The following is a 23,995-nucleotide window of genomic DNA, read 5'->3' as shown; positions in this document are numbered from 1 at the left end:
TTTTTTTACCAGCTCAGTCCGGAACGTCGGCAACCGCCGGTACAACCGCAGATGGCAGGTCAGACAGTGCCGCAAGAGCAGCTTCGTGAACCTGAGGCGCAGGAACCGGATTACCGGTCACTTTTGAAGGCAGCGACCGGGTTGCTGTCGCAGATGCTACAACCGTCGGGTTATAGCCCAGAGAAAAAGCACCTCGCGCTGTTGAGTTCACACACATGTGCGACATAAAGCCCGTCAGGATCAGGTTCTCAACTTTGGCGCCTTTCAGCAGCTGGTCCAACTCAGTCTGAACGAAGGAGTTCGGGTAGTTTTTGGTGATTACAGGCTCACCGTCCACCGGCTCCACAACATCCGCAATCTGCCCGATGGGCGCACTAACGTCGTACGGAGAGCCTACTCCCGCGTCGTGCCGGATATGAAACACCGGGCGGCCAGCGGCACGAAAACGGTCCAGCAATTTCCGGCATTCTTGCAGCGCCGGCTCCACCCCTTCCAACTTCATAACACCTTCGCGGTAAGTGTTTTGAGCATCAATGATGATCAGGGCTGAATCGCTGATGGCACTGGCGGAGTTGCCGAGGCCAACGAGGTCACGCAGGGTCGTCAGATCAGTCATGTTCCTTCCTTATCCTTTGTTCTTTACGTTTGAAAGCCACTTCGCACAGCGAGCAACTGCAATAAGTGGGTGAGATCTATTATTCGCCGAAGGCGCTCTTTATACTGCAGGCGGAACTGGCATAAAAAAGGGCAAAAATGACAATTTCAGCCATCCAAGTCGGCATTCTCCATTACCCGGGCGCCCTCTTGTCAGCGGTTCAGGGGATGGCCGAACAGTTCTATCTGGCCAATAAAATCTGCCACCAGAACGGCCTGGGTGACGTCTTCCAAACTTACATCTTCGATAGCCGCCAACTCTCCAACCCACTGAATCAACCCGCTGGAGAGCTACAGGTCATCATCCTGCCCCCCTGTCTGGATGACCGTTCCTACCTGGCACCTGAGAACGTAGTCACAGACTGGGTCAAGCAACATCACCAAAACGGATCAATTATCTGCTCCGTGTGTGCCGGTGCTTTCGTACTGGCCAAAACCGGCTTACTGAAGGGACGCAGGGTCACCACCCACTGGGCGTTGGCCGAAGAATTTGCCAGGCTCTACCCAGAGACCGAGATCGACTGCAACAAGCTGCTGATCAACGACGGCGATATCATCACTGCCGGAGGGCTGATGAGCTGGATTGATCTGGGGCTGGAGCTCGTCGCCCAGTTCACCAATACCCAGGTTATGCGACAGTTGGGCAAGTACCTGATTGTGGACACCGGTCCCAGAGAGCAAAGCTATTACCGCAGCTTTACCCCCAGGCTGGACCACGGAGACGAGATCATTGTGCGGGTCCAGCACCAGCTGCAACGCAATTTCAACAATCCCATAATGGTCAAGGCGATGGCGCAGCAGGCACACCTCAGTGAGCGGACCTTTCTAAGACGGTTTGTTGCAGCCACCGGACTCAAACCCACCCAATATCTGCAGCAACTAAGAATTCAGAAGGCCTGCGAACTGATCGAGGCCAGTGGCATGTCGTTTGAGAAGGTTGCAGAGGGCGTGGGGTATGAAGACCTGAGCGCCTTTCGCAAGACGTTCATCAAGATTACCGGGCAGACCCCAAAAGAATTCAGGAAGCGGTTCTTTCGCGCAGCACCGGCTTCAGCCGAGACGCAGAAGCAGTGAACCCGGCCCCCGTGAGGCCGGGTGAATGATCATCAGTGGTGGTGCATGGTCATATCTGACTGAGTTTCCGGCCCCTGTTCAACCCAAACATCCAGCAGGATCGACTCTCCACCCTGGAATGTGAGGGTTAACGGGAACTTTTCCCCTTCAGTCAGCGGCGCCTCCATGTTCATCAACATCACGTGATAGCCGCCCGGCTCAAAGCTAATGCTTTCTCCCGGCTGGATGGCCAAACCACCCTCTACCGACTCCATTCTCAGGGTGCCGTCAACGTCTCGGGTTTGGTGAATGGAGGCGTGGTCAGTGAGTGGCGTGGAAGCACCATCCAAAACCACCGGAACCTCCCGTCGGTTGGTCACCGAAAAATAGACCGCACCGTGTACCGGGGCGACGGCCGGCGTTGGCCGCGCCCAGGGATGATCCACTGTGACCCCTGCCTGCTCCATTTCATGGGCTAACACGCTCCCTGTTGACGCCAGGAACACGACACCCAGAACGCTCATCCATTGCTTCATAACTACCTCACGCTGTAACAACAAGATTTTACCGGCGGCCGTTTGGACCACCATTGAAACTGGCCCATCCGGGCCGGGTATTAGCTGACAAGCAAATGAAGCAAAAGCGGAGGCGCCCGCGAAAAACCCTGGCGCGGGTGCGGAAAGTCATATACATCGTTGGTAATCGCCCGCAGCGGAGCAACAAAGGAGAACAGGGGAGCGGAGAGCCCCACAGCCTCCCCCGGAAGTGTCGGAAGAGTTAACAGCGCATAGGGACACAACTCTGTCCCAAGGGCAGTCTGGTGCCCCGCCCAAGACAAATCCCCCCCCGGAATCTCCGAGAAGGCCTGAAGCAAGGCTGCATTCAACGGGTCTGCGCCACACCAGGCCACCCCAACGGAGCCATCAACAGCAACTTCCGGCATGTAGCCCTGAGGCACTAGCCCTCGGAAAACAAGGGTCAGCAGTAAAAGAAGCACCACGGGTCTACGCCCTACGCCCTTCCGGGCAGGTGTCTTGGCACTCAGCGGGTTAGCGGCCATCGTGGGTTCCGGGATTCCTCATACTGACTCGGCAAGAGCATAACACAGGCAGCCCACTCCAGCTGACTGTCAGATCTTTTTACGACCCATCACCCCAAGCAACACACCATGGAACGCATAACCCAGGCCATAAGCCGATATTGTCGACTTTCTTTACATTCTCGTAACATACAAGAAAGCCAGAACACCCAATAACAAACTGTTTTTTATTGCTTTTATATGGGATGGCACACATGGTGCTTAGTTTCGACTTGTTAAATACCGATGGACATCTCGAGGTTAGAGATATGAAACGAATGACGAATGGATTGGCGGCGGTTGCCGCAACCGTACTGGCATCCCTGTTCTTGGTCGCCCAGGTCAACGCTGCACCAGTACTTTGTAGCGAAGACACGACCAAGAACCACATGTCGATTGACGACAGCCAGGTTGATGCCTGCCTCGCCTCCGGGGTTGGCAACATTCAGGGCGACAACGCCGCCCAAGACCTGTTCCTGAGCGGCCCTGCTGGTGCTGGTTATGAGTTTGCAGGCAAATACGCCATCGATGATGGCGGTACCGGCAACACCTTCAACATCACCTATGGTGAAGGCACTTGGAGCTTCGACTCCAGCTTCTGGGACATCTTCAGCGAAGGCGCCATTGGCTTCAAATTTGGCACAGGCAACACACCGGACGAATGGTTCGTTTACTCACTGCAAGATCTGGTGAGCTCTGGCAACTGGGAACTCATCCTTGGAGACGGCGGCAAGGGCGGCGGTCTTTCACACGTGAACCTGTACGGTATTCGTGGCCCGGTTGATGTTCCAGAGCCTGGCACTCTGGGTCTGGTTGGCATGGGCGTTCTGCTCCTGTCCCTGAGCCAGCGCAGAAAGAAAGCCTAAGATAGTTGCAAAATCGGCCTTTGAGGCCTGATGAAACACTTGCGATAGCAAGTGGCTACTAGCAACGACAAGTGGCGTACATCCCTTGGGGTGTTACGCCACTTTGTATTCAGGGTAAGGCTCAGTCAGCATTTCAAGAAAGTGCCGAACCGCAGTGTAGCTTTCCGACTCGTACAAGATATCCCCTCCGTCGAGCTCCACCCGATAGATCTCGGTTGCCAAATTTCCGAAACGATCCATTCTCCCCAAGGCATCGACCTTCAGACACCCCGCTTGCCAAACCGTCTCCACCGCATCTGCTTCCAGCAACCAGCCACACCCCACGTCATACCCTCAAAGCAATCCAAAGGCGCGCATTAAATAATGCGATTGTTACAAATGAATGAAACCTGCCATTTACTACTGATACAAAATGCTACAAATACCAAAGAGCAACTTCACATAAGAGTCATCTGGCACCGGTAGAAATGCTCCCCACCAGTTCAAGGGAGACAGTTTCATGGCCGACCAGCCCATCATGCTTATCGAGAAACTCTGGCTAGTTAAGCGCAAAATCGACAAGGGCGCCTGCCCCAGCGTACCGTTTGTTCACCTCAACACCCTGCTCCGGGAGCCCGGATACCGGCGCGATGTGCTGATTCGTGCCGAGAACGACGGCGACCGGGAACTACAAGCACTGGCGAGCGAAATTCTCACCCACGATACCGGGCAACCCCTGGTCGCAAAATCAACCGACCTGTCCCTGCAGGACACCAAGCCACAGCCTCGCCCTTCGAAATCGCGCAACGGCCGTCGTAACCTGCTCGCCCTGATTCCAGTATTCATGGCCGGCGGCGCTGCGGTGGTTGGTTTTACCACCTTTGAAAATAGGGCTGTCCGCATCAGCTCTGACATCACCACTGACACGACCTGGGAGGCGGGAAACCGCTACGTCCTTGAAAACACAGTGTTCGTTCAGGATGGTGCCAGCTTGACCATTCAGCCAGGGGTTGTCGTGCAAGGTGAACGCGGGTCGGCCCTGATTGTGACCCGGGACAGCCAGCTCTTTGCCCGAGGCCAGGCTGAGCGCCCCATTGTGTTCACCAGCAGCCAGAGTGAAGGTAGCCGGGCACGGGGCGACTGGGGTGGCATCGTTCTGCTGGGCTCCGCGCCGGTAAACCAACCGGATGCCGCGATCGAAGGCCTCAGTCAGAGCGATCAGAGGGGACGGTTTGGTGGCGACGACCCGGACGACAGCTGTGGCGTACTGGAATACACTCGCATTGAGTTTGCCGGCTTTGAGGTGTACCAGGACAATGAACTGAACGGCCTGACCCTAGGCGGTTGTGGACGAAGCAGCATTATTCGCAACGTTCAGGTCCATCGCTCTCTGGACGACGGCATTGAAATGTTTGGCGGCACGGTCGACCTGAAAAATATCGTGATCTCCGGTGCTGGCGACGACAGCATCGACTGGGACTGGGGTTGGACCGGGCGAGTTCAGTTCGCGGTCATCCAACAGCACCCTGACATAGGTGACAATGCTTTTGAGGGCGACAACAACGGCGACAATCACGATGCCAGCCCCCGTTCCGAGCCCACGTTTTACAACATCACCCTCGCCGGGGCCGGCCTGTCACCGCGGCAACATCGTGGCATTGTCGTCCGGGAAGGTTCCGGTGGTCACTTCCACAACATGATCGTGGACAGTTATGCCATCGAAACCATCGACACCCGCGATGATGTCAGCCCATTGGTCAACAGTGGACGACTGACCTTCTCCAACAACCTGCTCGCCAATACCGGCCAGTTCGGACGAAGCCCGACGGAATCCGGCAACGACAATGACGATTTCAGTTTCAATGAAAACGACTGGCTCAGAGCGCCGGGGAACAATAACCATTTCCGCATGGAAAGCGCCGTTCACGACTCAGCCAGGGATCTGAGCAACCCAAGCTTCAGAGCTCGGGTCCAGATGCGCCAAATGCATGCCGCCAAGCCGCCCCAGAGTGAATTTTTCGACGAGTCAGCGGTTTTTCAGGGCGCCCTCAACCCCCTGGCCACCAAGTCGTGGCTGGCAGGTTGGACAGGCTTCCCAGACGCCTGACCCTGGCAGCGGCTCGCCCTTACGAACCTGACACCGCCGCAGGCGTCAGGTTTCGTTACACAACCGCCAACTACCCTTTTGGGTCTAGCAAACGAATCAATACGTTGCATCATCGGCACAGATTATGCTGACAATTCCCTGTTAGCCACGCACCTGTGGTCGAACCCTCTAACGGGACTCGGAGGGACGTATGAATATGCATAAGATACTACTTGGCGCAACGGCTTGCGCCGGCCTTTTGTTGTTCGGGTCAGCCAGCATGGCAGGGGCAATTCACTGCCAGTCGCTGTCCGATCAGGCATGTGATCAACCGGCACAACCCTACAGCAGGCACTCGTTTGGCCAGTACCCGGTCATCAACCAGTGGTCTGATCATGGTGTATTTTCAGCGCTGTCTGATAACTCCCCCGGCTTTCACCGAATGAATTGGGGGCACGTCCTGAACCATGCCAGAGCACTCCACCTGTTTCTGTTTGATGATGCTCGTGTGATCGTGGATAAACCGAATGATGAACCCTATGCCATCGATGATGGGCAAACTCCTGCCATCAGTATCACGGAGCCCGGCACCCTTGCGCTGTTCGGCCTTGGGTTACTGGCCATTGGGGTTATCCATCTTCGGCACAAATCACATCCCCCCCAGTGAGGGGCGGGTTCTGTTAAGGGAAAAAGGGCGCCTTGAGCGCCTTTTTTCTGTAACAGCCGAACAAAAATGTAAAACGTCGTCACAAATTCACAACATTTTCGTCCCCAAAAGCCACTCTCCGGATATCCCCAAATAGCTGAGAATAAAGGCTCTGGCAGGCATTTACGCAGCGTCTGGAGGCCGCAATTACTGGTCACTTCGACGCTGACCGTTGTCAAGAAGGCCAACGTCCCAAAATAACAAGACCGGTAGACTCTTTTTTGAACAATAGTGCCATTTCTTAAAAAAACGTTTAAAAACAATTAGGCTTTAGCCTAACCCGGCGTCGAACACACGAAAAAAAACAAAGTTGGAGTATGATCCATGGCTTTATCTGACCGCTTCTCTGTGCGGGCATTGTCTCTTGCGCTTGCCGCAGCCACCTCCGGAATGGCTATCAACGCCTCAGCCAGCATGGGCAACCTTGCCACAACCTACGGCATCCTCCCTACAGACGTAGGATCTGCCCAGGCTCTGTCGATGTTCAACACCCAGGTTTCGGCCACTTATTACAACCCGGCCTACCTTGCCAAGGACTCCCGTGGTGAACTGACTGGGGGTCTGCTGCATGCAGAACCGGAGATTCGCGCAGAAGCCTCTGACAGGAATGGTGACATCCTGTCGAACAAGCCAAGTCAGCACGCCATTATTGGGATGAAGACCAACCTGAGCTCCCTGACTCGTCTGGATCACCCCCTCTATCTGGGTTTCATTGCTGGTGTAGAGAAGTACGGTAAAGAAATGCTGGCATTTGAGTCCACCACGGGCGTTGAAGGTCAGCATCTGGAGTACGGTCGCCAGCCCCTGTTCCTGAACGTTGGCGGCGCAACGACTCTATGGCGAGGCATTGATGTTGGTGCATCGTTCCGGGTTACCCTGCACTCATCTGCATCCATGGTGGTCACCACTGACCTTGCAGGCAACACCCAATATGAAACGTTGCAAGTCAATGCAAAACCGTCCATTCGCTCTATCCTGAGTACCAACCTGGACTTTGGCGAAACATTCTGCCCTGACTCCAGCTGTTGGCTTGATGGCTTCGAGGCGGCGTTCGCTTACCGCAGCAGCTCCAACACCCGCACCACCGTCGACGCGACGACCATCATCCCCGGTCTGATCCCAGCCAGCGCTCCGCTGATCCTGGCGGTGTCCACATACGACTCCTACCAGCCGTCAATCTATTCCGTTGGCGCCCAGTACAGCGGCGACAACTGGCGTGTTGGGGTGACCCTCGAACAGCAGAACTGGTCTGACCTTGAAAGCCAGTTCGAAGGTGACACCATCAAAGACCAGGCCAATGCACAGTTTGACGACATTCTGATCCCCCGCATTGGTGCTGAATTCAAGTTCGCCGAACACTTTGGCGTCACTGTTGGCATGGCCTACCAGGAAGCCGCCCTCAAAAGCGACAGCACTCTGGACGTCAACTACTTCGACCATGACAAATACATTGTCGGCCTGGGCCTGAGTGCCGAATACGCACGCACCCGCCTGCTTACCTACCCGGTACGACTGGATCTTGGCTACCAGCGGCAAATGCTGCAGGAGCGCGATTTCACCCTGACCAATACCCGTCCTGACGGCCAGCAGAGCAATAACATTGTGGCCACAACAGATGGCGACGTGGATGTCCTGACCGGATCCATCACGCTGAAGTTCTGATAAATTGAGGTGTCAGCCATGAAGTACAACAAGATCCTGGCATTGGGCCCAGCGCTGCTCCTGGCAGCGTGTGGGGGTTCAGAGCAAACCATGAAGGAGCCGGTAGAGGCGGGCTACACCGTCTACTCTTTCCCCGCCGATGGTCAACGGGAAGTCAGCCCGATCGCAGACATCGTCCTGCGCTTCTCTCATGCGATTACCGACGAAAACATCACCAGCAAAATCCAGCTCAGCGACGGCAATGCGCTGGTGCCGGTAACCGCAGAGCTGGTTGACGGCGGCCACAGCATCAAACTGTCTCCAGTTGGTAAGCTGAACCCGGCGACCGATTACACCATCACCTTTGACGGCAGCCTCGACGCTGCCGGCAACCGCGCTATCGCCACGCCCAACGCATTTGGTCCAGAGGGTATCCAGTTTTCAACCCGGGCCGAACAGTCAGGGATCCAGTCGCTGGATAACCTGAGCTCGGAATTTGCGGTCGAGCAGATGATTCCGTCAGCAGACGGTTTCTTCCGGCCGATGGACTTCTCCACGTTCCGCCTGCGCCTGACCCAGCCGGTGCACCCACAATGGCAACAGCTTGGCGGCAGCATCACCCTGCGTGATGGCGCTGGTGAAGCGGTTCCCGCCACTGTTCTGGTCAACGGGCGCTACATCACCATTGACCCGTGCACAACCGACGACAAAGCGCAGTGTGGCCTTGAGGGCGACGCGCTCAACCCCGGTGCCAATTACTCCGTGGAGGTTGCCAACCTGCAGAACCTGGCTGGCGAGCAACTTAACTACAGCCACAGCTTCACGCCCCGGGAAACCAGCCCCACCGTGATCCTGTACCAGGAGACCATTGATTCAGGTCTGCTGGCCGGCCAGGCGGAAGCCGACGCCCAACACTCTCTGTTGAATGGTGCGGTCATCAATGGCGTTACGCTCAACTCCACACTCATGGGAACCTCCGGCCCCTCACAGCAGACCGGCGGACTCTATGCCGAGCTGGCTTACGCCCCCAGCTTCCCGGGCGATGACCCTGTACCCCTGCGAGTTCCCAAAGGCAGCGTGCTGATCAGCAGCAGCCTGGATGTGAACGTCGGCGGGGTGGTACCCGTAATCAAAGTCAATACCAACAGCATCCAGACAACCGGAGACATCCGGGTCACCATGTTGTCCGATGCCACCGGCTACCTGTATCCAAACCCCTACTCCAACTCCGTTGAGGCCCCACGCCACGTCAAACTGTTCATGGATGTTTCGATGAACACGGCCGAGGCCCAGCCCAATGCGTCGCTGTCACAGGACCTGCTGGGTGTGGAACTGAGCGGTATCGCCATCGTCAAGGACGGTGTACTGACCATCGATGCCATTGGCATGGTTGAACCCAACCTGTTGGGTCAGGAGTTTGCTGATTCCACTATCGCCTTCCACATCGAAGCGGATACCAATCTTGATGTTCAGCTCAACGCGCTGGACAACCGGATTGTTGACACCACAGGCCCACAACTGGTGAGCTGGATGCCGGGTGCTGAAGACGCTACGCCGTCGACCCGCCAGTCAATGCAGCGCCCAGGAGACCCGGTCATCCTGTTTTTTGATGAGCCTCTGGACAATGCCTCCATTCCGTCTGGCGTAAGCCTGATTGCTGACGGTATACCGGTCGAAACCCTGCACACCCAGCTGGATGGCACCGCGCTTACCCTGAACCCGGAAGGGGGGCTCAAGCATGGCGTCAACTATCAGGTCGTCGTCAACGGGCTGACAGACCTCGCCGGCAACCTGGCGACGGTAAACACGCTCAACTTTACCCTGGACCCACTGGCCAATACGGTCGAACGACCGCCACTGGCCTTGACCACCTACCCGGGTTTCCCCTGTGAAACCAACTTTGCGGCGCTCGACCTTAACAATGGGGTACTAGGCTCCTGCTATGCCAACAGCCCCGGGCACAACAAAGGCGCCCAGCCCATCGTTGATGTGCTTCCGGTAAGCGCTATGCCGGCAGACCGCCCCATCACCGTTGTGTTCTCGCAATCCATGGACCTCGCCTCCATCAACGAGAACACTTTTGTGGTTGAGAAGGTGGTCGCAGATGCGAATGGCAAACCCCTGGAAGGAGAAACAACCCTGGTGGCAGGCCGGTTTGAGAAGAGCCTGCAACAGGTCCGTTTCTTCCCCAACCAACCGTGGGAGCCGGGCAACTTTTACCGCTACACCATGAAGTCACAGCAGGACCCGACTCCGACAACCTGTACCCAGGAGCCAAGGACATCGGTGTGTGGCGCCAATGGGCTGGCGCTCAAAACTGACATTCTGGAAGGGCTGAACGACAGTGGCAGTGGTGCTGACGATCTGGTGATCTACTTCGAAGGCAGCGAGCCTCAGGAAAGTGTATTTACCGCTCTGCGGAATTTTCCGGTACGCGACACCAACTCCAACTTCCTGATTGACTGTGACAGCTCTTACAACGACAGCTGCCCAGAGCCCTTCGAAGCCGCCCACACCGGTAGCGATACGGACGGCTGGGCGGCCGCGCCGAACTCCACCAAGCTGGCGGTTATCAATGGTACAGCGGATGCCGGGCTTCTCGGTGCCATACCTGGCCGTGTCGGCTGTGAAGCGGGTAAAGTCAGCTTGTTCGGCGCAGATCACCCGGACTGCCCCAGGGACAAATTCATCTACCAGACTTATGCCCTGAACACCGAGGTTAAAGGCCCGGGTGTCTTTGACCCCACTCCGGAAGCTCCCAACAGCGGCGATGAACTGGAAGGCATGCTGGTGGACCTGTACCCCACCGCACTGACAACCAGCTCAATCAGCGTGTTTACTCAACTGAATGTATTGGGAATACTGCTTCAGGAAGAGTCTGTAACCAATACTCAGGTTCTTCGCATGCGCTATGCCAAGGATGACCCAAGCTGTGTAAGCAACTGCAGCCGCAACTCGCTGATCCCCGGAATCATCGCTACCGGCGACAATGGACAACCCCAATTTGTGACCAACGCCGATCTTCTGATCGATGCACCAGACATGGAGATTCCCCTGGGGGGCACCCATGACCTCTACGGTCGCCCGTTTACTCTCGAGTTGCGGGGCAATGTGACCTTCCTGGACGACGGCAGGATGCAGGTCGAGCAACGCAACACCAACCGCGTCGGGGAAAACGATGAGCTGCTGGTCACAGCCGATGCTCTGGGTGTTTCTGGCTTCGGACTGGTACAAATCAAGCTTCCCCTGGAAATCCCGGTGGATGGCCAATACCTGAACTTCATTTCAAACCCGGTCAAGAACCTGCCGGCTCAGCAATAACTCAGGCCAATGCCTTTCACAGGCCAGCCCTCGGGCTGGCCTTTTTTGTGGCCGCTTTTGCCAACCTCCGGCTTTTCCCCTTCTCCGGCTTTCCTGCTAATCTGGTTGCCTGGTGCAACCATAGACGATAACAACGGGCACGGAGAGACTCATGGACAACGGAACCCACTTTCGAACCTGCCACCTTTGCGAAGCCATGTGTGGGATCGCCATTGAGGTCAAAGAAGGAACCATTCTTTCGATCAAGGGGGATGAGAACGACCCGCTCAGTCAGGGACACATCTGCCCCAAGGCGGTCGCCATCAAAGACCTCCATGAAGATCCCGAGCGCCTGCGCAAGCCAATCCGGCGTACCGAGGATGGCTGGCAAGAAATGGAGTGGGACGAGGCTCTGGACCTGGTGGCCAGCCGGCTGCACCGGGTACGGCGGGAGCTAGGGCGCAATGCGGTGGGCGTTTACCTGGGCAACCCTAACGTCCATAACCATGGCAGCCTGATCGCCAACCCGTCGTTTCTGCGAGCGCTGGGCACCCAGAACCGGTTTTCCGCCACCTCCAACGACCAGCTTCCCCACATGCTGGCCAGTCTGGAAGTCTTTGGTCACCAGCTGATGTTTCCGATCCCCGACATCGACCGCACCGACCTGTTTATCTGCATTGGCGCCAACCCAATGGCCTCCAACGGCAGCCTGATGACGGTGCCGGACTTCCGTGGTCGCCTCAAGGCATTACAGGCACGGGGCGGCCAGATGATTGTCATTGATCCGAGGCGCACGGAAACCGCCGTACTCGCCGATGCCTTCCACTTCATCACGCCAGGTAGCGACGCCCTGATGCTGATGGCGATGGTCCACACCCTGTTTGACGAACACCTGGTCAACCCTGGCCATACCGAGCAGTGGCTCAAGGATGTCGACCTGATTCGCCTTGCCGCGCTGCCCTTCTCGCCGGAGTCGGTCAGCGGTCATACCGGCATAGCCGCAGACACCCTTCGCCAGCTTACCCGTCAGTTTGCAGGCACCAGCAAAGCCGCCCTGTACGGCCGTATGGGCACCAGTACCCAGGCCCATGGCGGTGTCGCCACCTGGTTGATCTACGTACTGAACATACTGGCCGGCAAACTGGATGTGCCGGGCGGCGTCATGTTTACCCAACCTGCGGTTGATCTGGTAGCCCTGGCAGCCATGTCCGGTCAGAAGGGGCATTTCGATAAACGCCGCAGCCGGGTGCGCCAGCTGCCGGAGTTTGGCGGGGAGTACCCCGCCAACACCATGGCGGATGAAATGCTGACCCCGGGCGACGGCCAGATCAAAGCCTTTGTGACCATTGCCGGCAACCCGGTGCTGTCCAACCCCGATGGTGGCCGGCTTGAACAGGCGCTTGAAGGCCTCGACTTCATGGTCTCGGTGGACTATTACCTCAACGAGACCACCCGCCATGCCGATATCATCCTGCCCCCCACCGCGGCGCTGGAGCGAAGCCATTACGACCTGATCTTTAACCTTTTCTCGGTTCGAAACACCGCCAAGTACAGCCCGGCCCTATTTGAACGGGGCGAAGATGCGCGGCATGACTGGGAGATACTGCTCGGACTGGCTCATCGACTGGAGCGGCTCCGCAAAGGAGGCAGGCTGCCGCTTCGGGCTGAATTGGGGTGGCGGGCGTTCAAACAGCTTGGCCCGGACAGCGTGCTCGACCTGGCATTACGCAGCGGTCCATACGGTACCGACGTCGGACCACTTCGCCCGCTGGCCCAAAGCCTTGCAGACCTGATTACCGACATTTTCCCGGCGGGAAGCCCGCTGCATGGGCTGGCGGAACTCAGCCCGGTCTACCGGCGCTGGTCAGAATTACCCAAAGGGCTATCCATCCGGTCACTGAAGGACAGCCCCAACGGGGTTGACCTGGGGCCGCTGTCACCGTGCTTGCCGGAGCGGCTGTACACCCGGGACAACCGCATCAACCTGGCGCCAAGACGCTATCTGGACGACCTGGACCGCCTTCACCAGCGCCTGTCATCCCCCGTATCCAACGAGCTAAGACTGATCGGACGTCGTCACGTGCGCAGCAATAATTCCTGGCTCCACAACAGCCACCGCCTGGTGAAAGGTAAAACCCGCTGCACCCTGATGATTCACCCCAAGGACGCATCCCGTTGCGGGCTGAAAGCCGGCGATATGGCTGAGGTGTCCAGTGCCACCGGCCAGGTTGTTTTGCCTGTAGAAATCACAGAGGATGTGATGCCCGGCGTGGTGTCCATTCCCCACGGCTGGGGCCACACACGCGAGGGCACAGGGCAGTCGGTGGCGACCGCCCATGCGGGCGTCAGCATCAATGATGTGATTGCCGCCGACCAGGTGGACCAGCTGAGCGGGACTTCCGCATTAAATGGTCAGTCGGTCAAAGTCCGCCTCTGGCGCGCCGAACGCAATCGCCAGCGGGCCTGACCAGCAACGGATCAACCAGGAGACAACCATGCCCCAGTGGCTGCAATGGGTTTTGATTGCGGCAGGACTGATTGCCATCAGCCTGCTGCTGGTGTTTATCGTCCGCCAGTTCAAGGTACTGAAAACTGAGCGAGCCCGGCGTGAGAAACAGATGGCCTTTCATGCCGAACGCCGCAGCAGTATCGTCGAGAGCCTTCGGTTGTTGGCCCTGGCGATTGAAGAAGACCAGGTTGAGTACTCAGAAGCGTGTTTGAGGATCAACGGCCTGTTGGAGCTGGTCGAACCGGAATTGTTGACCCGCCCGCCCTACAACGTGTTCGCCCAAGTGCATGAGCAGCTACGCCACATGCCCACCCATAAGGCCAGGGAGGAAACCGACAAACGCTTTATCCGCAAACTCGACAAAGAACGTTTTGCGATTGAAACCCGGCACGCCGAGGCGATACGGCAGGCCGCCGCCGCGCTGCGACACCACCCCTTCTGAGCAAGGCCCCCTCAATCCGTCACCGTTTTGTAATTTTTTGTAACAGAAAATCTGTCGTGACTTTACTATTTCGCTTGCGAATCAATCTGTTCCGCCCCCCGCCAAAAATGAATACTCGATCACACTTTTACAAGGGCAATTTTCTCCCTGCAGCGATGACATTCTTTGGCTAGATTTAGCAATAGGATTTGCGGTCAGGGAGGACCCTTCAGGCTGTCGGTACACTCTCTCCTCTTACCACCGCTCTTGAGACTGGATTGATCTGCAACAAGCGGGTGAGCTTGCCGGCCCTTGGGCCGGCTTTTTTATATGGGCGCAAAACCCTGGGGCATTCAGCCCTGCATCATGCCCGCAATCGCCAGCACACTATCCTTATTGGCCACCAACTCATCGAACTGAGCCTCAACCCGGACCTTATCCAACCCCAGATCCTCATAAACATGCTCGGGAACCGCTTCACCGCCCCCCAGCGCAATACCACGTTCAATCAGCAGCTGACGCCCCAGCCACAAGAGCTTGGCATAGACATCATAAGGGCCATCGAACGCCGGGTTTTTCTGGTAACGAACGGCCTGGGTGACCTCATCCGGCATTCCCCAGTTATTCATCAGCTGGGCGCCCATCTGCTCCCGCGTGATGCCTAGCAGGAAATGCTCAATCACCGAAGAGTCCAGGTGGGCATTGACTTCCTGGTACCGGCACACCAACTGGAAGTGGGGCGGAAAAACGTGGGCAAGGACCAGATAGCCAAAGTTGTGCAGTAGCCCCGCCAGGTAAGCCAGCCCAAATGCCGGGCGCTGGCCCCGTGGCATCATGCTGGCCAGGATGCCAGCCGACTGGGCTTGCCAGATCGCCTGTTGCCAGTAATCGACGATGCCCTCTGGCCGAACCTTTGGCTGCTCCAGGGCGCGCCCTAACGACAGACCCACTGCCAGGTTCATCACCAGATCAAAGCCCAGCACCCGGGACACGGCATCATGCACTGAGCGCACCTGGCCGGCGGCGGCGTAGAACGAGGAGGACGCCCAGCTCACCACCTGAGCGGCCAGGCTGGGATCACTTTCGACGATGTCGACCAGATCCCCCATCAAGGCATTGGGATTGACCCTCAGCTGGATAATCCGCTGCGCCGTTTCCGGCAATGGCGGAAGCTCAAGGGTATCTTCCAGACGTTGCTGGATGCGCAGTCCCGTAAAGCGCTGGATCGCACTATGCAGCTGCTCACAGTCCTTCTCCGGGCGGTCCAGGTTGACCCCCACTGATCCCGCATCCACCGCAAAGGACTGTCGCTGGGCATCCGCGGTCAGTGCCTGAAACTGAGCGCCTTTCAGTACAATCACCAGGTTCTGGTCCAGCAGCTCCAACGCGACATCCGTCAAGCCATCGACCGCGTCGTCCACCACCGTCGTAAAACCCGTCAGTAATGGCAGCGCGGGCAACTGGCGCAGACCGAGTTTCTCCCGAACCTTCAATTGCTCCGCCCCGGTCATCAGGCTCAGATCCCGGTCAAGACACTTGTTGAGCGCGACCACATCAACCAGGTCCTGACTGCGGCTGATCACCTGCACCTGACCACAATCATCGCTCAGCAACACCATCCTTAGTGTTTGTAATACCGCGCGCCCAGACACCTCACGCAGCTCTACACAATCTGCCTTATCTCCCAATGCCTGACGGACAACGACAGGTAGTTCCATGATTCGCCCCTGTATCTCTGGTCAACCCGCTCGCTTCATGGCTGACTTTTTGTTCTACAGAGCCGCGCTAACTAGCAGTTGCGATTGCTGCCAACACCAAGCACAGTCTGAACGTTGTTAATTGGATTCGCTTACACATCCCCGTACTGGGTGCGCTGCCCGAGCCACCGACGGACCAGCCCCTCAGTCCGCCCGGCATCCGCCAGCACCCCAGGTGCCAGCTCCCGGACCACTTCAATCCACGCCTTGTCGCGCTCAAACTCCGCCAGCCGGAACTGCATCAGACCGGTCTGGCGGGTACCGAGCACCTCGCCAGGGCCACGGATTTCCAAATCTTTTTCCGCAATGACGAAGCCGTCCTGGCTGTCCCGCAGGACCTGCAACCGGGCCTTGCCATTTTGCGACAGCGGGGGGTGGTACATCAGCACACAATAGCTCGCTTCATGCCCACGGCCCACCCGGCCACGGAGCTGGTGCAACTGGGCCAGCCCCAGGCGTTCCGGGTTCTCGATAATGATCAGGGACGCGTTAGGCACATCCACACCGACCTCAATGACCGTTGTCGCCACCAGCAGGTCCAGCTCGCCACTCTTGAACGAGGCCATCACGGCGGCTTTGTCGGTCGCCTTGAGGCGTCCATGGACAAGCCCAACCCGCAACCCCGGCAGTCGTTCCCGTAACTCCTGCTCAGTCACCTCCGCTGCCTGGCACTGCAAGGCCTCTGACTCTTCAATCAGCGTACAGACCCAATAGGCCTGACGCCCTTGTTCACAGGCCTGACGGACCCGCTCAATCACATCATCACGACGACTGTCCGGCACCGCGATGGTCTCAATCGGTTTGCGCCCGGGGGGCAACTCATCGATCACCGAGGTATCCAGGTCCGCGTATGCACTCATCGCCAACGTTCGTGGAATCGGCGTGGCAGTCATGATCAGCTGGTGAGGGGCCATGGTACCGGCCACCCCTTTTTCACGCAGCGCCAGCCGCTGATGTACACCAAAACGATGTTGTTCATCAACGATCACCAGTGCCAGCCGGTCGAACAGAACGTCCTGCTGGAACAGGGCGTGAGTACCAATCGCGATAGCCGCCTCGCCACTGGCCACCCGGGCCAAGGCTTCCGTCCGGGCTTTTCCTTTGACCTTGCCGGACAGCCAGGCCGTCTGGATGCCCAGGGGCTCCAGCCATTGGCAAAAACTTGTGTAATGCTGTTCGGCCAGAATTTCCGTCGGTGCCATCAACGCCACCTGAGCGCCGGATGAGATGGCCTGGAGTGCGGACAACGCGGCAACCACGGTCTTCCCAGAACCAACGTCCCCCTGCACCAGCCGCAACATCGGCAGAGGCTGACTCAGATCCTGGCGTATATCCGCCAATACCTGGCGCTGCGCGCCCGTCAGACTGAACGGCAGATTCTCGATAAACCGCTCCGCCAGGTCACCTTGGGGCAACAGCGCCAACGCCTGGCGTTGCTGGATCTGTTGACGCACTTGCAGAAGGCTGAGTTGATGGGCCAGCAGTTCTTCCATCACCAGACGCTGCTGCGCAGGGTGCTTGCCTGCAACCAGCTGGGGAACGTTAGCACTGGCCGGTGGCGCATGCACCAACGCAACCGCGGCGGAAATGTCCGGCAACTGGTAGTCCGTCAGGATAGTCGAAGGCAATAGTTCACGAATGGGGTAACGCTGGAGGTACGTCAGTGCCTGACGGCACAGGCTGCGAACACGCGGCTGCTGGATACCTTCCGTCAACGGGTAGACTGGCGTCAGCGTAGCACTGTCCTGCGTCACCATCGGTTCGGGGTTTACATCATACTCAGGATGGTAAATCTCGTAGCCGGCTCGACCGGCACGCACCTCACCGTAACAACGCACCCTCGCGCCCACCGCCAGCTGGGACTTCTGGGCGGCATTGAAATGAAAGAAGCGTAGTACCAGGAACCCGGTCTCGTCCCGCAGGGTCACCTGCATACTGCGTCGGCGCCCCATCACCACATCGTTCTTGACGACCTCGCCTTCGACCACGCCCACGTCACCCACCCTCAGGCTTCCCATGGGGATGACACGAGTCCGGTCTTCGTACCGATGCGGTAAGTGGAACAACAGGTCCTGCAAGGAGTGGATACCAAGCCTGGCCAGCTTCTCGGCCAGAGAATTCCCCACTCCCTTGAGAACTGTTACCTGGATATCCTCCAGCGCCGTCATGGTAGCCTCAGACACTCAGCCCGGCGTCAACAGCTTCCTGCCGCGCCCGGTCCATAACCCGGCACTGGCTGGCGGCCAACCGCAGCATGTCGATCGCTTTGGGCCGGGGGAAGGTGACCCGCCAGGCCAAGGCAACGGTTCTGAATGGTACCGGCGCGACAAATGGGCGGGTAGTCAGGAGTTCATTACGATATTGCATTGAAGCCGCTGCCGACAGCGGCAGGATGGTGATCCCCAACCCGGACGCCACCATATGGCGAATGGTTTCCAGGGAACTGCCCTCGGTAACCAGCGCCGGCGCATCACCTCCGCCCGCTTTGGCGGTCACGGTTTCCACCAGCGGCGGGCACGACTCCAGCACCTGGTCGCGGAAACAGTGACCGGGGCCCAGCAAGAGCAGCTGTTCCCGGGCCAATTCCTCGGCGTTCAACGCCTCCTTTTTTGCCAGGGGGTGATCCGCCGGCAAAAGAACGACAAAAGGCTCATCGTAGAGTGGCAGGGTCACCACTTCCGGCTCTTCGAAGGGCAGCGCAACAATAATGGCATCCAGCTCAGAATGACGCAGCTTCTGGCGCAGGTTGGCGGTATAGTTCTCCTCGATATACAGCGGCATGTCGGGGGCCGCCCGTCTCAGCTCTGGCAACAGGTGCGGGAACAGGTAGGGCCCAATGGTGTAGATCGCCCCTACTTTCAATGGCGAATTAAGCTGGTTCTTGCCATCCTGGGCCATATCCCGGATGACCCCAACCTGGTCCAGTACCCGCTGGGCCTGCTCGATAATGCGCACCCCGGTCTCGGTGACCCGAATGCTGCTTTTGCTGCGTTCAAACAGCGGGATGCCCAGCTCCTCCTCCAGTTTCTTCACCGCCACACTGAGGGTGGGCTGACTGACGTGACAACGTTCGGCAGCACGGCCAAAATGTTTTTCACGGGCCAGGGTAACGACGTATCGTAACTCGGTGAGGGTCATGGACTGCTCCGGTCAGACTTCTACGAATTTATGAGATTAAGCATAAGGATTGAAATTGACTATGGCAATCAAAGAACGCAACGCTCGGCCCCGTATCCTTGTGGCCGGCTGTGGCGCATTGGGCGGTGAGATTGCTCGGCGCCTGTCAGCCAGTGCCGAAGTCTTTGGCCTGAAGAGAAGCACCAACACGATCCCGCAGGGGGTTCAGCCAATTGCCGCTGACCTGCTACAGCCTCAGCACCTGAAAGAACGGGTACCGGCCAATCTGGATGCCATTGTCTACTGCCTGACACCCAGCCAGTATGACGATGAAGGCTATGCCAATGCCTACGTTCACGGGCTACAGAACCTGTTGGGATCACTGTCGGGCAGTACACCTAAACGACTGGTGTTTATCAGCAGCACCAGTGTCTATCATCAAGACGACGATAGCTGGGTGACCGAGGACAGCCCCGCCCACCCGTTACGGGCGACCGGACAACGCATTCTGGAAGGAGAGCAGATCGCACGGGACAGCGGCATTCCCGCCCTGATCGTTCGTTTCAGCGGCATCTATGGCCCAAGCCGGCAGCGGTTCCTCACCGAGGTGCAGGAAGGTCGGATGAACCCGTCGACACCGGCACCCTACAGCAACCGGATTCATGAAGCGGATGCCGCCGACGCCGTTGCCTACCTGTTAGCCCAGGCCCTGGCCGGACAGACCATCGACGAGACCTATATTGTCAGCGACTGCGAACCGGTGCGGCTTGATGAGGTGGTCAGCTGGGTTCGTACCCAGACCCCGTGCGCAAACCCGGTGGAAGGTGCCCGTACAGGTGGGCGTGCAGGCAGCAAGCGTTGCAGTAACCAGCGGTTGCTGGCCAGCGGTTTTCAATTCCGTTACCCGGATTTCAGGGCCGGCTATGGCGACATGATTACCCGTAACCGGGCATCAGACTAGGCCCGGCCGCCATGGCGGCTACCGGGTTGCGATGCGGCGGCGCGCCATGAAGGCTCGCCGCCAGAAGCCTCAGCTCAATACCATCACCGCGTCCATTTCGACTGGCACACCCTTGGGCAGGGATGCGACACCAATGGCCGCACGCGCCGGGTAAGGCTCCTGGAAATAGGTCGCCATGACCTCGTTGACGGTGGCGAAATTCGCCAAGTCGGTCATGTAGATGTTCAGTTTGACGATGTCCTGCAGACTACCGCCAGCCGCTTCACAGACAGCTTGCAGATTGTCGAAGACCTGGCGGGTCTTGGCCGCGAAGTCACCGCCGACCACTTCCATGGTCTCCGGAACCAGAGGAATCTGACCAGACAGGTACACCGTATCACCGGCTTTGACAGCTTGGGAGTAGGTACCGATAGCCTGCGGGGCTTTCTCGGTCTGGATCACTGATTTATTGCTCATGGCTTTCACCTTCCTTAAGGAAAACCGCCATCCTCACCCTGCCACTGAGCGCTGTCAACCAGCCAATACAGGGGGACCGGCGACTCGATGTTAGTGCCTGACCCGACTGATGTGGGTAACGGCACGGATATTCTTGACCCGCCGCATAACCCGGGCCAGATGGCGCCGGCCATTCACGTGAACAACCAGGCTCACGACACCGAAGCGGGCATTCTGTTCCTCAACATTGATGCGCTCAATGTTGCCGTCCGCCATTGCCACCGCACCGGCAATCTCGGCGATCACCCCACGCTGGCGCTCCATCTCAACCCGAAGTTCCACCGAAAACTCATCGGTAATGTCCTTGGCCCACTTCAGGTGAGTGAGACGAGCGCGGGATTCACGGTCTTCCGGCAATCGCGAGCAGGTATCGGAGTGGATAACCAGGCCATGGCCTGAATCCATCAAACCGACCACCGGATCTCCGGGTATCGGCTTGCAGCAAGACGCAAACTTGACCAACAACCCTTCGGTGCCACGAATCGTGACCGACGCCCGGCCTTGGCCGTCATCACTTTTTTCCAGGCCGGCCTCCATCGGCGGTTCATCACTGACACCACCGGTCGCTAACTGGCGGGCGATCAGGTAGGCCATGCGGTTGCCCAAGCCGATTTCACTGAGCAGGTCATCCAGACTATGGACCTGATTGTGTTTCACAACGGCCGCAACCTGCGCTTCACTGATTTGGGAAAGTTTCTGCCCAAAACCATTCAGTGACTTCTTCAACAACGTTCGCCCAAGCTCCAGGGATTCGGCGTGTTTCTGATGTTTCAGCACGTGCCGGATACTGCTGCGGGCTTTGCCCGTCACCACGAAACTAAGCCAGGCCGGATTTGGCCTCGCACCCGGCGCGGTAATGACTTCAACCGTCTGACCGCTTTGCAACGGCTGACTCAGAGACCCGAGGTTCCGGTTGATACGACAGGCAACGCAGGCATTACCGATGTCGGTATGGATGGCGTAGGCAAAATCAATTGGAGTCGCCCCACTGGGGAGTTCCATGATTTTGCCTTTTGGCGTAAACACGTAAATCTCATCCGGGAACAGGTCAACCTTGACGTGTTCAATAAACTCCAGCGAATCATCCGCCCGCTCCCGCATCTCCATCAGGCCCTGCACCCAACGGTCCACCCGTTTTTGATTCACACTGGCGATGTTCGACTGGTCGTTTTTGTACATCCAGTGCGCCGCAATACCGTTGTTGGCGATGTGTTCCATTTCCTCGGTGCGGATCTGGATCTCGATGTTGACGTGCATGCCAAACAGCGTGGTGTGAAGGCTCTGGTAACCGTTCGCCTTGGGCATGGCAATGTAGTCTTTGAAGCGCCCGGGCAGTGGTTTATAGAGGCTGTGCACAGCCCCGAGAATGCGGTAGCAGTCGTCTTCCGTATCGGTGATGATGCGGAACGCATAGACATCCATGATTTCATGGAAGGATTTCTGCTTGAACTTCATCTTGTTGTAGATGCTGTTCAGGTGCTTCTCGCGCCCGATGATCCGTCCCGGGAGCCCCCGTTCCGCCAGTTTTTCTGCCAACCTTCCGCGAATCTCGTGGATGATTTCCTGGTGGCTGCCACGAAGCTTGGCCACCGCCTGGGAAATGTAGCGGGAGCGCATGGGGTAAAGCGAGGCAAACCCCAGGTCTTCCAGCTCGGTACACACCGAATGCATACCCAGCCGATTGGCAATCGGTGCATATATATCCAGGGTTTCAGTGGCTATGCGCTGGCGCTTGGCAAACGGCAGTGGCCCAAGGGTCCGCATGTTATGCAGGCGGTCCGCCAGCTTGACCAGGATCACCCGAATATCCCGAGCCATCGCCAGGGTCATTTTCTGGAAGTTCTCGGCCTGGGCCTCCGCACGGGAACGGAATTCGATTTGAGTAAGCTTGCTGACACCATCCACCAGATCAGCGACGGATTCGCCGAACTGCTCCGACAGCGCTTCCTTGGGAATACCGGTGTCTTCAATGACATCATGCAGCATCGCCGCCATCAGACTCTGATGGTCCAGCTTGAGGTCGGCAAGGATAAAAGCCACCGCCAGGGGGTGGGTCACGTAGGGTTCGCCGCTGCGTCGTCGCTGGCCCTCATGGGCCTGTTCAGCATAATAGTACGCCCGCCGCACCTGATTGATGCGACTGGTATCCAGGTAGCTGCTCAATACATTCGACAGCTCTTCAACCGTAGGCTCTGCTGACACCGCGCCTCCACAATAGCGTTCTGCGATCTGATAAACGAAAAAACCCGGATGCATACATCCGGGTCCTTCAGATGTTCATCAACGGTTGGGGCACTCACTAGCGCCCCCTATTAAGACACTATAAAACCGTGTGAACAATTTTCAATGCCCCATCGGGAGCATTGCGACGATTTAGTCTTCGTCTTCTTCCAACAGCAGATCGCGGCTTACCTTGCCTTCGGCAATTTCACGCAGCGCCAGAACAGTCGGCTTGTCGTTTTCTTCCGGCACCATGGGCTCGTGTCCCTTGGTGGCGATCTGTCGGGCACGCTTGGTGGCCAGCATAACCAGCTGAAAACGGTTTTCTACATGTTCCAGGCAATCTTCAACGGTAACTCGAGCCATAATTCTCCCCGGCTGTGATCTTGGTAACGGTTGCTCTCATGGCCGGCCGGCAACCCCTCCGGCGGGCATGTCTTTTGGCAGACCGCGTAGTTTACTGGCGTCGGATCAATTTGTATACAACCCGGCTCGCTATTTAGCTAACTGCTGGAAAGGCGAGAGAGCAGGTCCGCATGGCGCTGCTGCTGGGCAGAGCCTCGCAAACGCTGCGCTTTGACAATGGCCAGCAGCTCATCCAACGCCACATCGAACTGATCATTCACCACCAGGTAGTCGAACTCCTGGGCGTGACTGCATTCCTCTGCGGCCTCCCGCAAACGCCGCTCAACGACATCTTCGGCATCGGTACCACGGCCGGTGAGGCGGCGACGCAGTTCCTCCGGAGAGGGTGGCAGGATAAAGATGCCCACGCAGTGCGGCATCAACCGGCGAACCTGGGCCGCACCCTGCCAGTCGATTTCAAGAATCACATCTTCCCCCTGGGCAAGGGCCTGTTCAACCCAGCGCTGAGAGGTACCGTAGTAATTACCGAAAACGTCCGCGTATTCCAGGAACTCATCCTGGCGGATCATCGCCTCAAAATCCTCACGGCTGACAAAATGGTAGTTAACGCCATCCTGCTCACCGGGTCGTACCGGCCGGGTGGTGTGAGAGATCGACAGACCCAGAATGCGGTCCCGTTTAAGCATCTCCGCAACCAGACTGGTTTTGCCCGCACCGGATGGCGCCGAGATGACGTAAAGCGTACCTGTTTCGACATGGCTCATGGGTTAAACTGCTCCAAGGGCG

The 23,995-nt window shown here is 57.7% G+C and carries 20 protein-coding genes; 9 read left to right on the top strand and 11 right to left on the bottom strand.

Features of this window, described 5'->3' with window-relative positions:
- Window positions 1-13: 13 nt before the first annotated feature.
- Window positions 14-616: a cysteine hydrolase family protein gene (locus BMZ67_RS05315; RefSeq protein WP_092020826.1), complete on the bottom strand. Its 603-nt coding sequence runs from the start codon at window positions 614-616 to the stop codon at window positions 14-16.
- 137 nt (window positions 617-753) lie between these two features.
- Here BMZ67_RS05315 and BMZ67_RS05310 point away from each other — a divergent pair, with 137 nt between their 5' ends.
- Entirely contained in the window at window positions 754-1,728 is a 975-nt protein-coding gene (locus BMZ67_RS05310) for a GlxA family transcriptional regulator (RefSeq protein WP_092020825.1), read from the top strand.
- A gap of 32 nt (window positions 1,729-1,760) precedes the next feature.
- Here BMZ67_RS05310 and BMZ67_RS05305 read toward each other — a convergent pair whose 3' ends face one another.
- Window positions 1,761-2,243 (bottom strand): copper chaperone PCu(A)C, encoded by a 483-nt coding sequence (locus tag BMZ67_RS05305; RefSeq protein ID WP_175481834.1) that lies wholly within the window; start codon window positions 2,241-2,243, stop codon window positions 1,761-1,763.
- An 80-nt stretch (window positions 2,244-2,323) separates the two neighbouring features.
- Window positions 2,324-2,767 carry a hypothetical protein gene (locus tag BMZ67_RS05300; protein WP_092020823.1) on the bottom strand — a complete coding sequence of 148 codons (444 nt, stop codon included), beginning with the start codon at window positions 2,765-2,767 and terminating at the stop codon, window positions 2,324-2,326.
- A 287-nt stretch (window positions 2,768-3,054) separates the two neighbouring features.
- Here BMZ67_RS05300 and BMZ67_RS05295 point away from each other — a divergent pair, with 287 nt between their 5' ends.
- On the top strand, window positions 3,055-3,651 hold the full coding sequence (locus BMZ67_RS05295) for a PEP-CTERM sorting domain-containing protein (RefSeq protein WP_175481833.1): 597 nt from the start codon (window positions 3,055-3,057) through the stop codon (window positions 3,649-3,651).
- Window positions 3,652-3,744: 93 nt separating this feature from the next.
- Here BMZ67_RS05295 and BMZ67_RS05290 read toward each other — a convergent pair whose 3' ends face one another.
- Window positions 3,745-3,960: a hypothetical protein gene (locus tag BMZ67_RS05290; RefSeq protein WP_139214329.1), complete on the bottom strand. Its 216-nt coding sequence runs from the start codon at window positions 3,958-3,960 to the stop codon at window positions 3,745-3,747.
- 190 nt (window positions 3,961-4,150) lie between these two features.
- Between BMZ67_RS05290 and BMZ67_RS05285 the strand changes: the two genes are divergently transcribed.
- The 6 genes from BMZ67_RS05285 to BMZ67_RS05260 all read left to right on the top strand — a co-directional run bounded on the left by BMZ67_RS05285 (window position 4,151) and on the right by BMZ67_RS05260 (window position 14,314).
- Complete coding sequence (locus tag BMZ67_RS05285) at window positions 4,151-5,737, top strand: hypothetical protein (protein WP_092020820.1); 1,587 nt, start codon at window positions 4,151-4,153, stop codon at window positions 5,735-5,737.
- A gap of 196 nt (window positions 5,738-5,933) precedes the next feature.
- Window positions 5,934-6,383 (top strand): PEP-CTERM sorting domain-containing protein, encoded by a 450-nt coding sequence (locus tag BMZ67_RS05280; RefSeq protein ID WP_217642450.1) that lies wholly within the window; start codon window positions 5,934-5,936, stop codon window positions 6,381-6,383.
- Between the two features lie 363 nt (window positions 6,384-6,746).
- Window positions 6,747-8,084, top strand: coding sequence for an aromatic hydrocarbon degradation protein (locus BMZ67_RS05275; protein WP_092020818.1), 1,338 nt, complete (start codon window positions 6,747-6,749; stop codon window positions 8,082-8,084).
- Between the two features lie 18 nt (window positions 8,085-8,102).
- Entirely contained in the window at window positions 8,103-11,384 is a 3,282-nt protein-coding gene (locus BMZ67_RS05270) for an Ig-like domain-containing domain (RefSeq protein WP_092020817.1), read from the top strand.
- Window positions 11,385-11,535: 151 nt separating this feature from the next.
- The gene (locus BMZ67_RS05265; RefSeq protein ID WP_092020816.1) at window positions 11,536-13,830 is read left to right on the top strand and encodes a molybdopterin-dependent oxidoreductase; all 2,295 of its coding nucleotides are present in this window, start codon (window positions 11,536-11,538) and stop codon (window positions 13,828-13,830) included.
- Between the two features lie 28 nt (window positions 13,831-13,858).
- Window positions 13,859-14,314, top strand: a complete 456-nt coding sequence (locus BMZ67_RS05260) for a DUF2489 domain-containing protein (RefSeq protein ID WP_092020815.1) — start codon at window positions 13,859-13,861, stop codon at window positions 14,312-14,314.
- Between the two features lie 332 nt (window positions 14,315-14,646).
- On the opposite strand, the gene BMZ67_RS05255 is transcribed toward BMZ67_RS05260, so the two are convergent.
- From BMZ67_RS05255 to BMZ67_RS05245, 3 genes are all read right to left on the bottom strand, one after another.
- Window positions 14,647-16,011: an HDOD domain-containing protein gene (locus BMZ67_RS05255; protein WP_092020814.1), complete on the bottom strand. Its 1,365-nt coding sequence runs from the start codon at window positions 16,009-16,011 to the stop codon at window positions 14,647-14,649.
- 131 nt (window positions 16,012-16,142) lie between these two features.
- Window positions 16,143-18,218: an ATP-dependent DNA helicase RecG gene (gene recG, locus BMZ67_RS05250; RefSeq protein WP_092020813.1), complete on the bottom strand. Its 2,076-nt coding sequence runs from the start codon at window positions 18,216-18,218 to the stop codon at window positions 16,143-16,145.
- A 7-nt stretch (window positions 18,219-18,225) separates the two neighbouring features.
- Window positions 18,226-19,188, bottom strand: a complete 963-nt coding sequence (locus tag BMZ67_RS05245; protein ID WP_092020812.1) for a hydrogen peroxide-inducible genes activator — start codon at window positions 19,186-19,188, stop codon at window positions 18,226-18,228.
- A 61-nt stretch (window positions 19,189-19,249) separates the two neighbouring features.
- On the opposite strand from BMZ67_RS05245, the gene BMZ67_RS05240 reads away from it, so the two are divergent.
- A complete protein-coding gene (locus BMZ67_RS05240; RefSeq protein ID WP_092020811.1) occupies window positions 19,250-20,128 on the top strand; it encodes an NAD-dependent epimerase/dehydratase family protein in 879 nt (292 codons plus the stop codon).
- A gap of 69 nt (window positions 20,129-20,197) precedes the next feature.
- Here the strand turns inward: BMZ67_RS05240 and BMZ67_RS05235 are convergent, their stop codons facing one another.
- The 4 genes from BMZ67_RS05235 to gmk form a co-directional block, all read right to left on the bottom strand.
- Window positions 20,198-20,584, bottom strand: a complete 387-nt coding sequence (locus tag BMZ67_RS05235; RefSeq protein WP_092020810.1) for a RidA family protein — start codon at window positions 20,582-20,584, stop codon at window positions 20,198-20,200.
- A 90-nt stretch (window positions 20,585-20,674) separates the two neighbouring features.
- Window positions 20,675-22,825 carry a RelA/SpoT family protein gene (locus tag BMZ67_RS05230; protein ID WP_092020956.1) on the bottom strand — a complete coding sequence of 717 codons (2,151 nt, stop codon included), beginning with the start codon at window positions 22,823-22,825 and terminating at the stop codon, window positions 20,675-20,677.
- Window positions 22,826-22,996: 171 nt separating this feature from the next.
- Window positions 22,997-23,209, bottom strand: a complete 213-nt coding sequence (rpoZ, locus tag BMZ67_RS05225) for a DNA-directed RNA polymerase subunit omega (protein ID WP_092020809.1) — start codon at window positions 23,207-23,209, stop codon at window positions 22,997-22,999.
- Between the two features lie 137 nt (window positions 23,210-23,346).
- Entirely contained in the window at window positions 23,347-23,973 is a 627-nt protein-coding gene (gmk, locus tag BMZ67_RS05220) for a guanylate kinase (RefSeq protein ID WP_092020808.1), read from the bottom strand.
- Window positions 23,974-23,995: the final 22 nt, after the last annotated feature.

Source organism: Marinobacter zhejiangensis (genome assembly GCF_900114775.1).
Lineage (GTDB): Bacteria > Pseudomonadota > Gammaproteobacteria > Pseudomonadales > Oleiphilaceae > Marinobacter > Marinobacter zhejiangensis.
The sequence above is the reverse complement of the archived record's forward strand: the minus strand, read 5'-3'. Positions and strand labels throughout refer to the sequence as shown.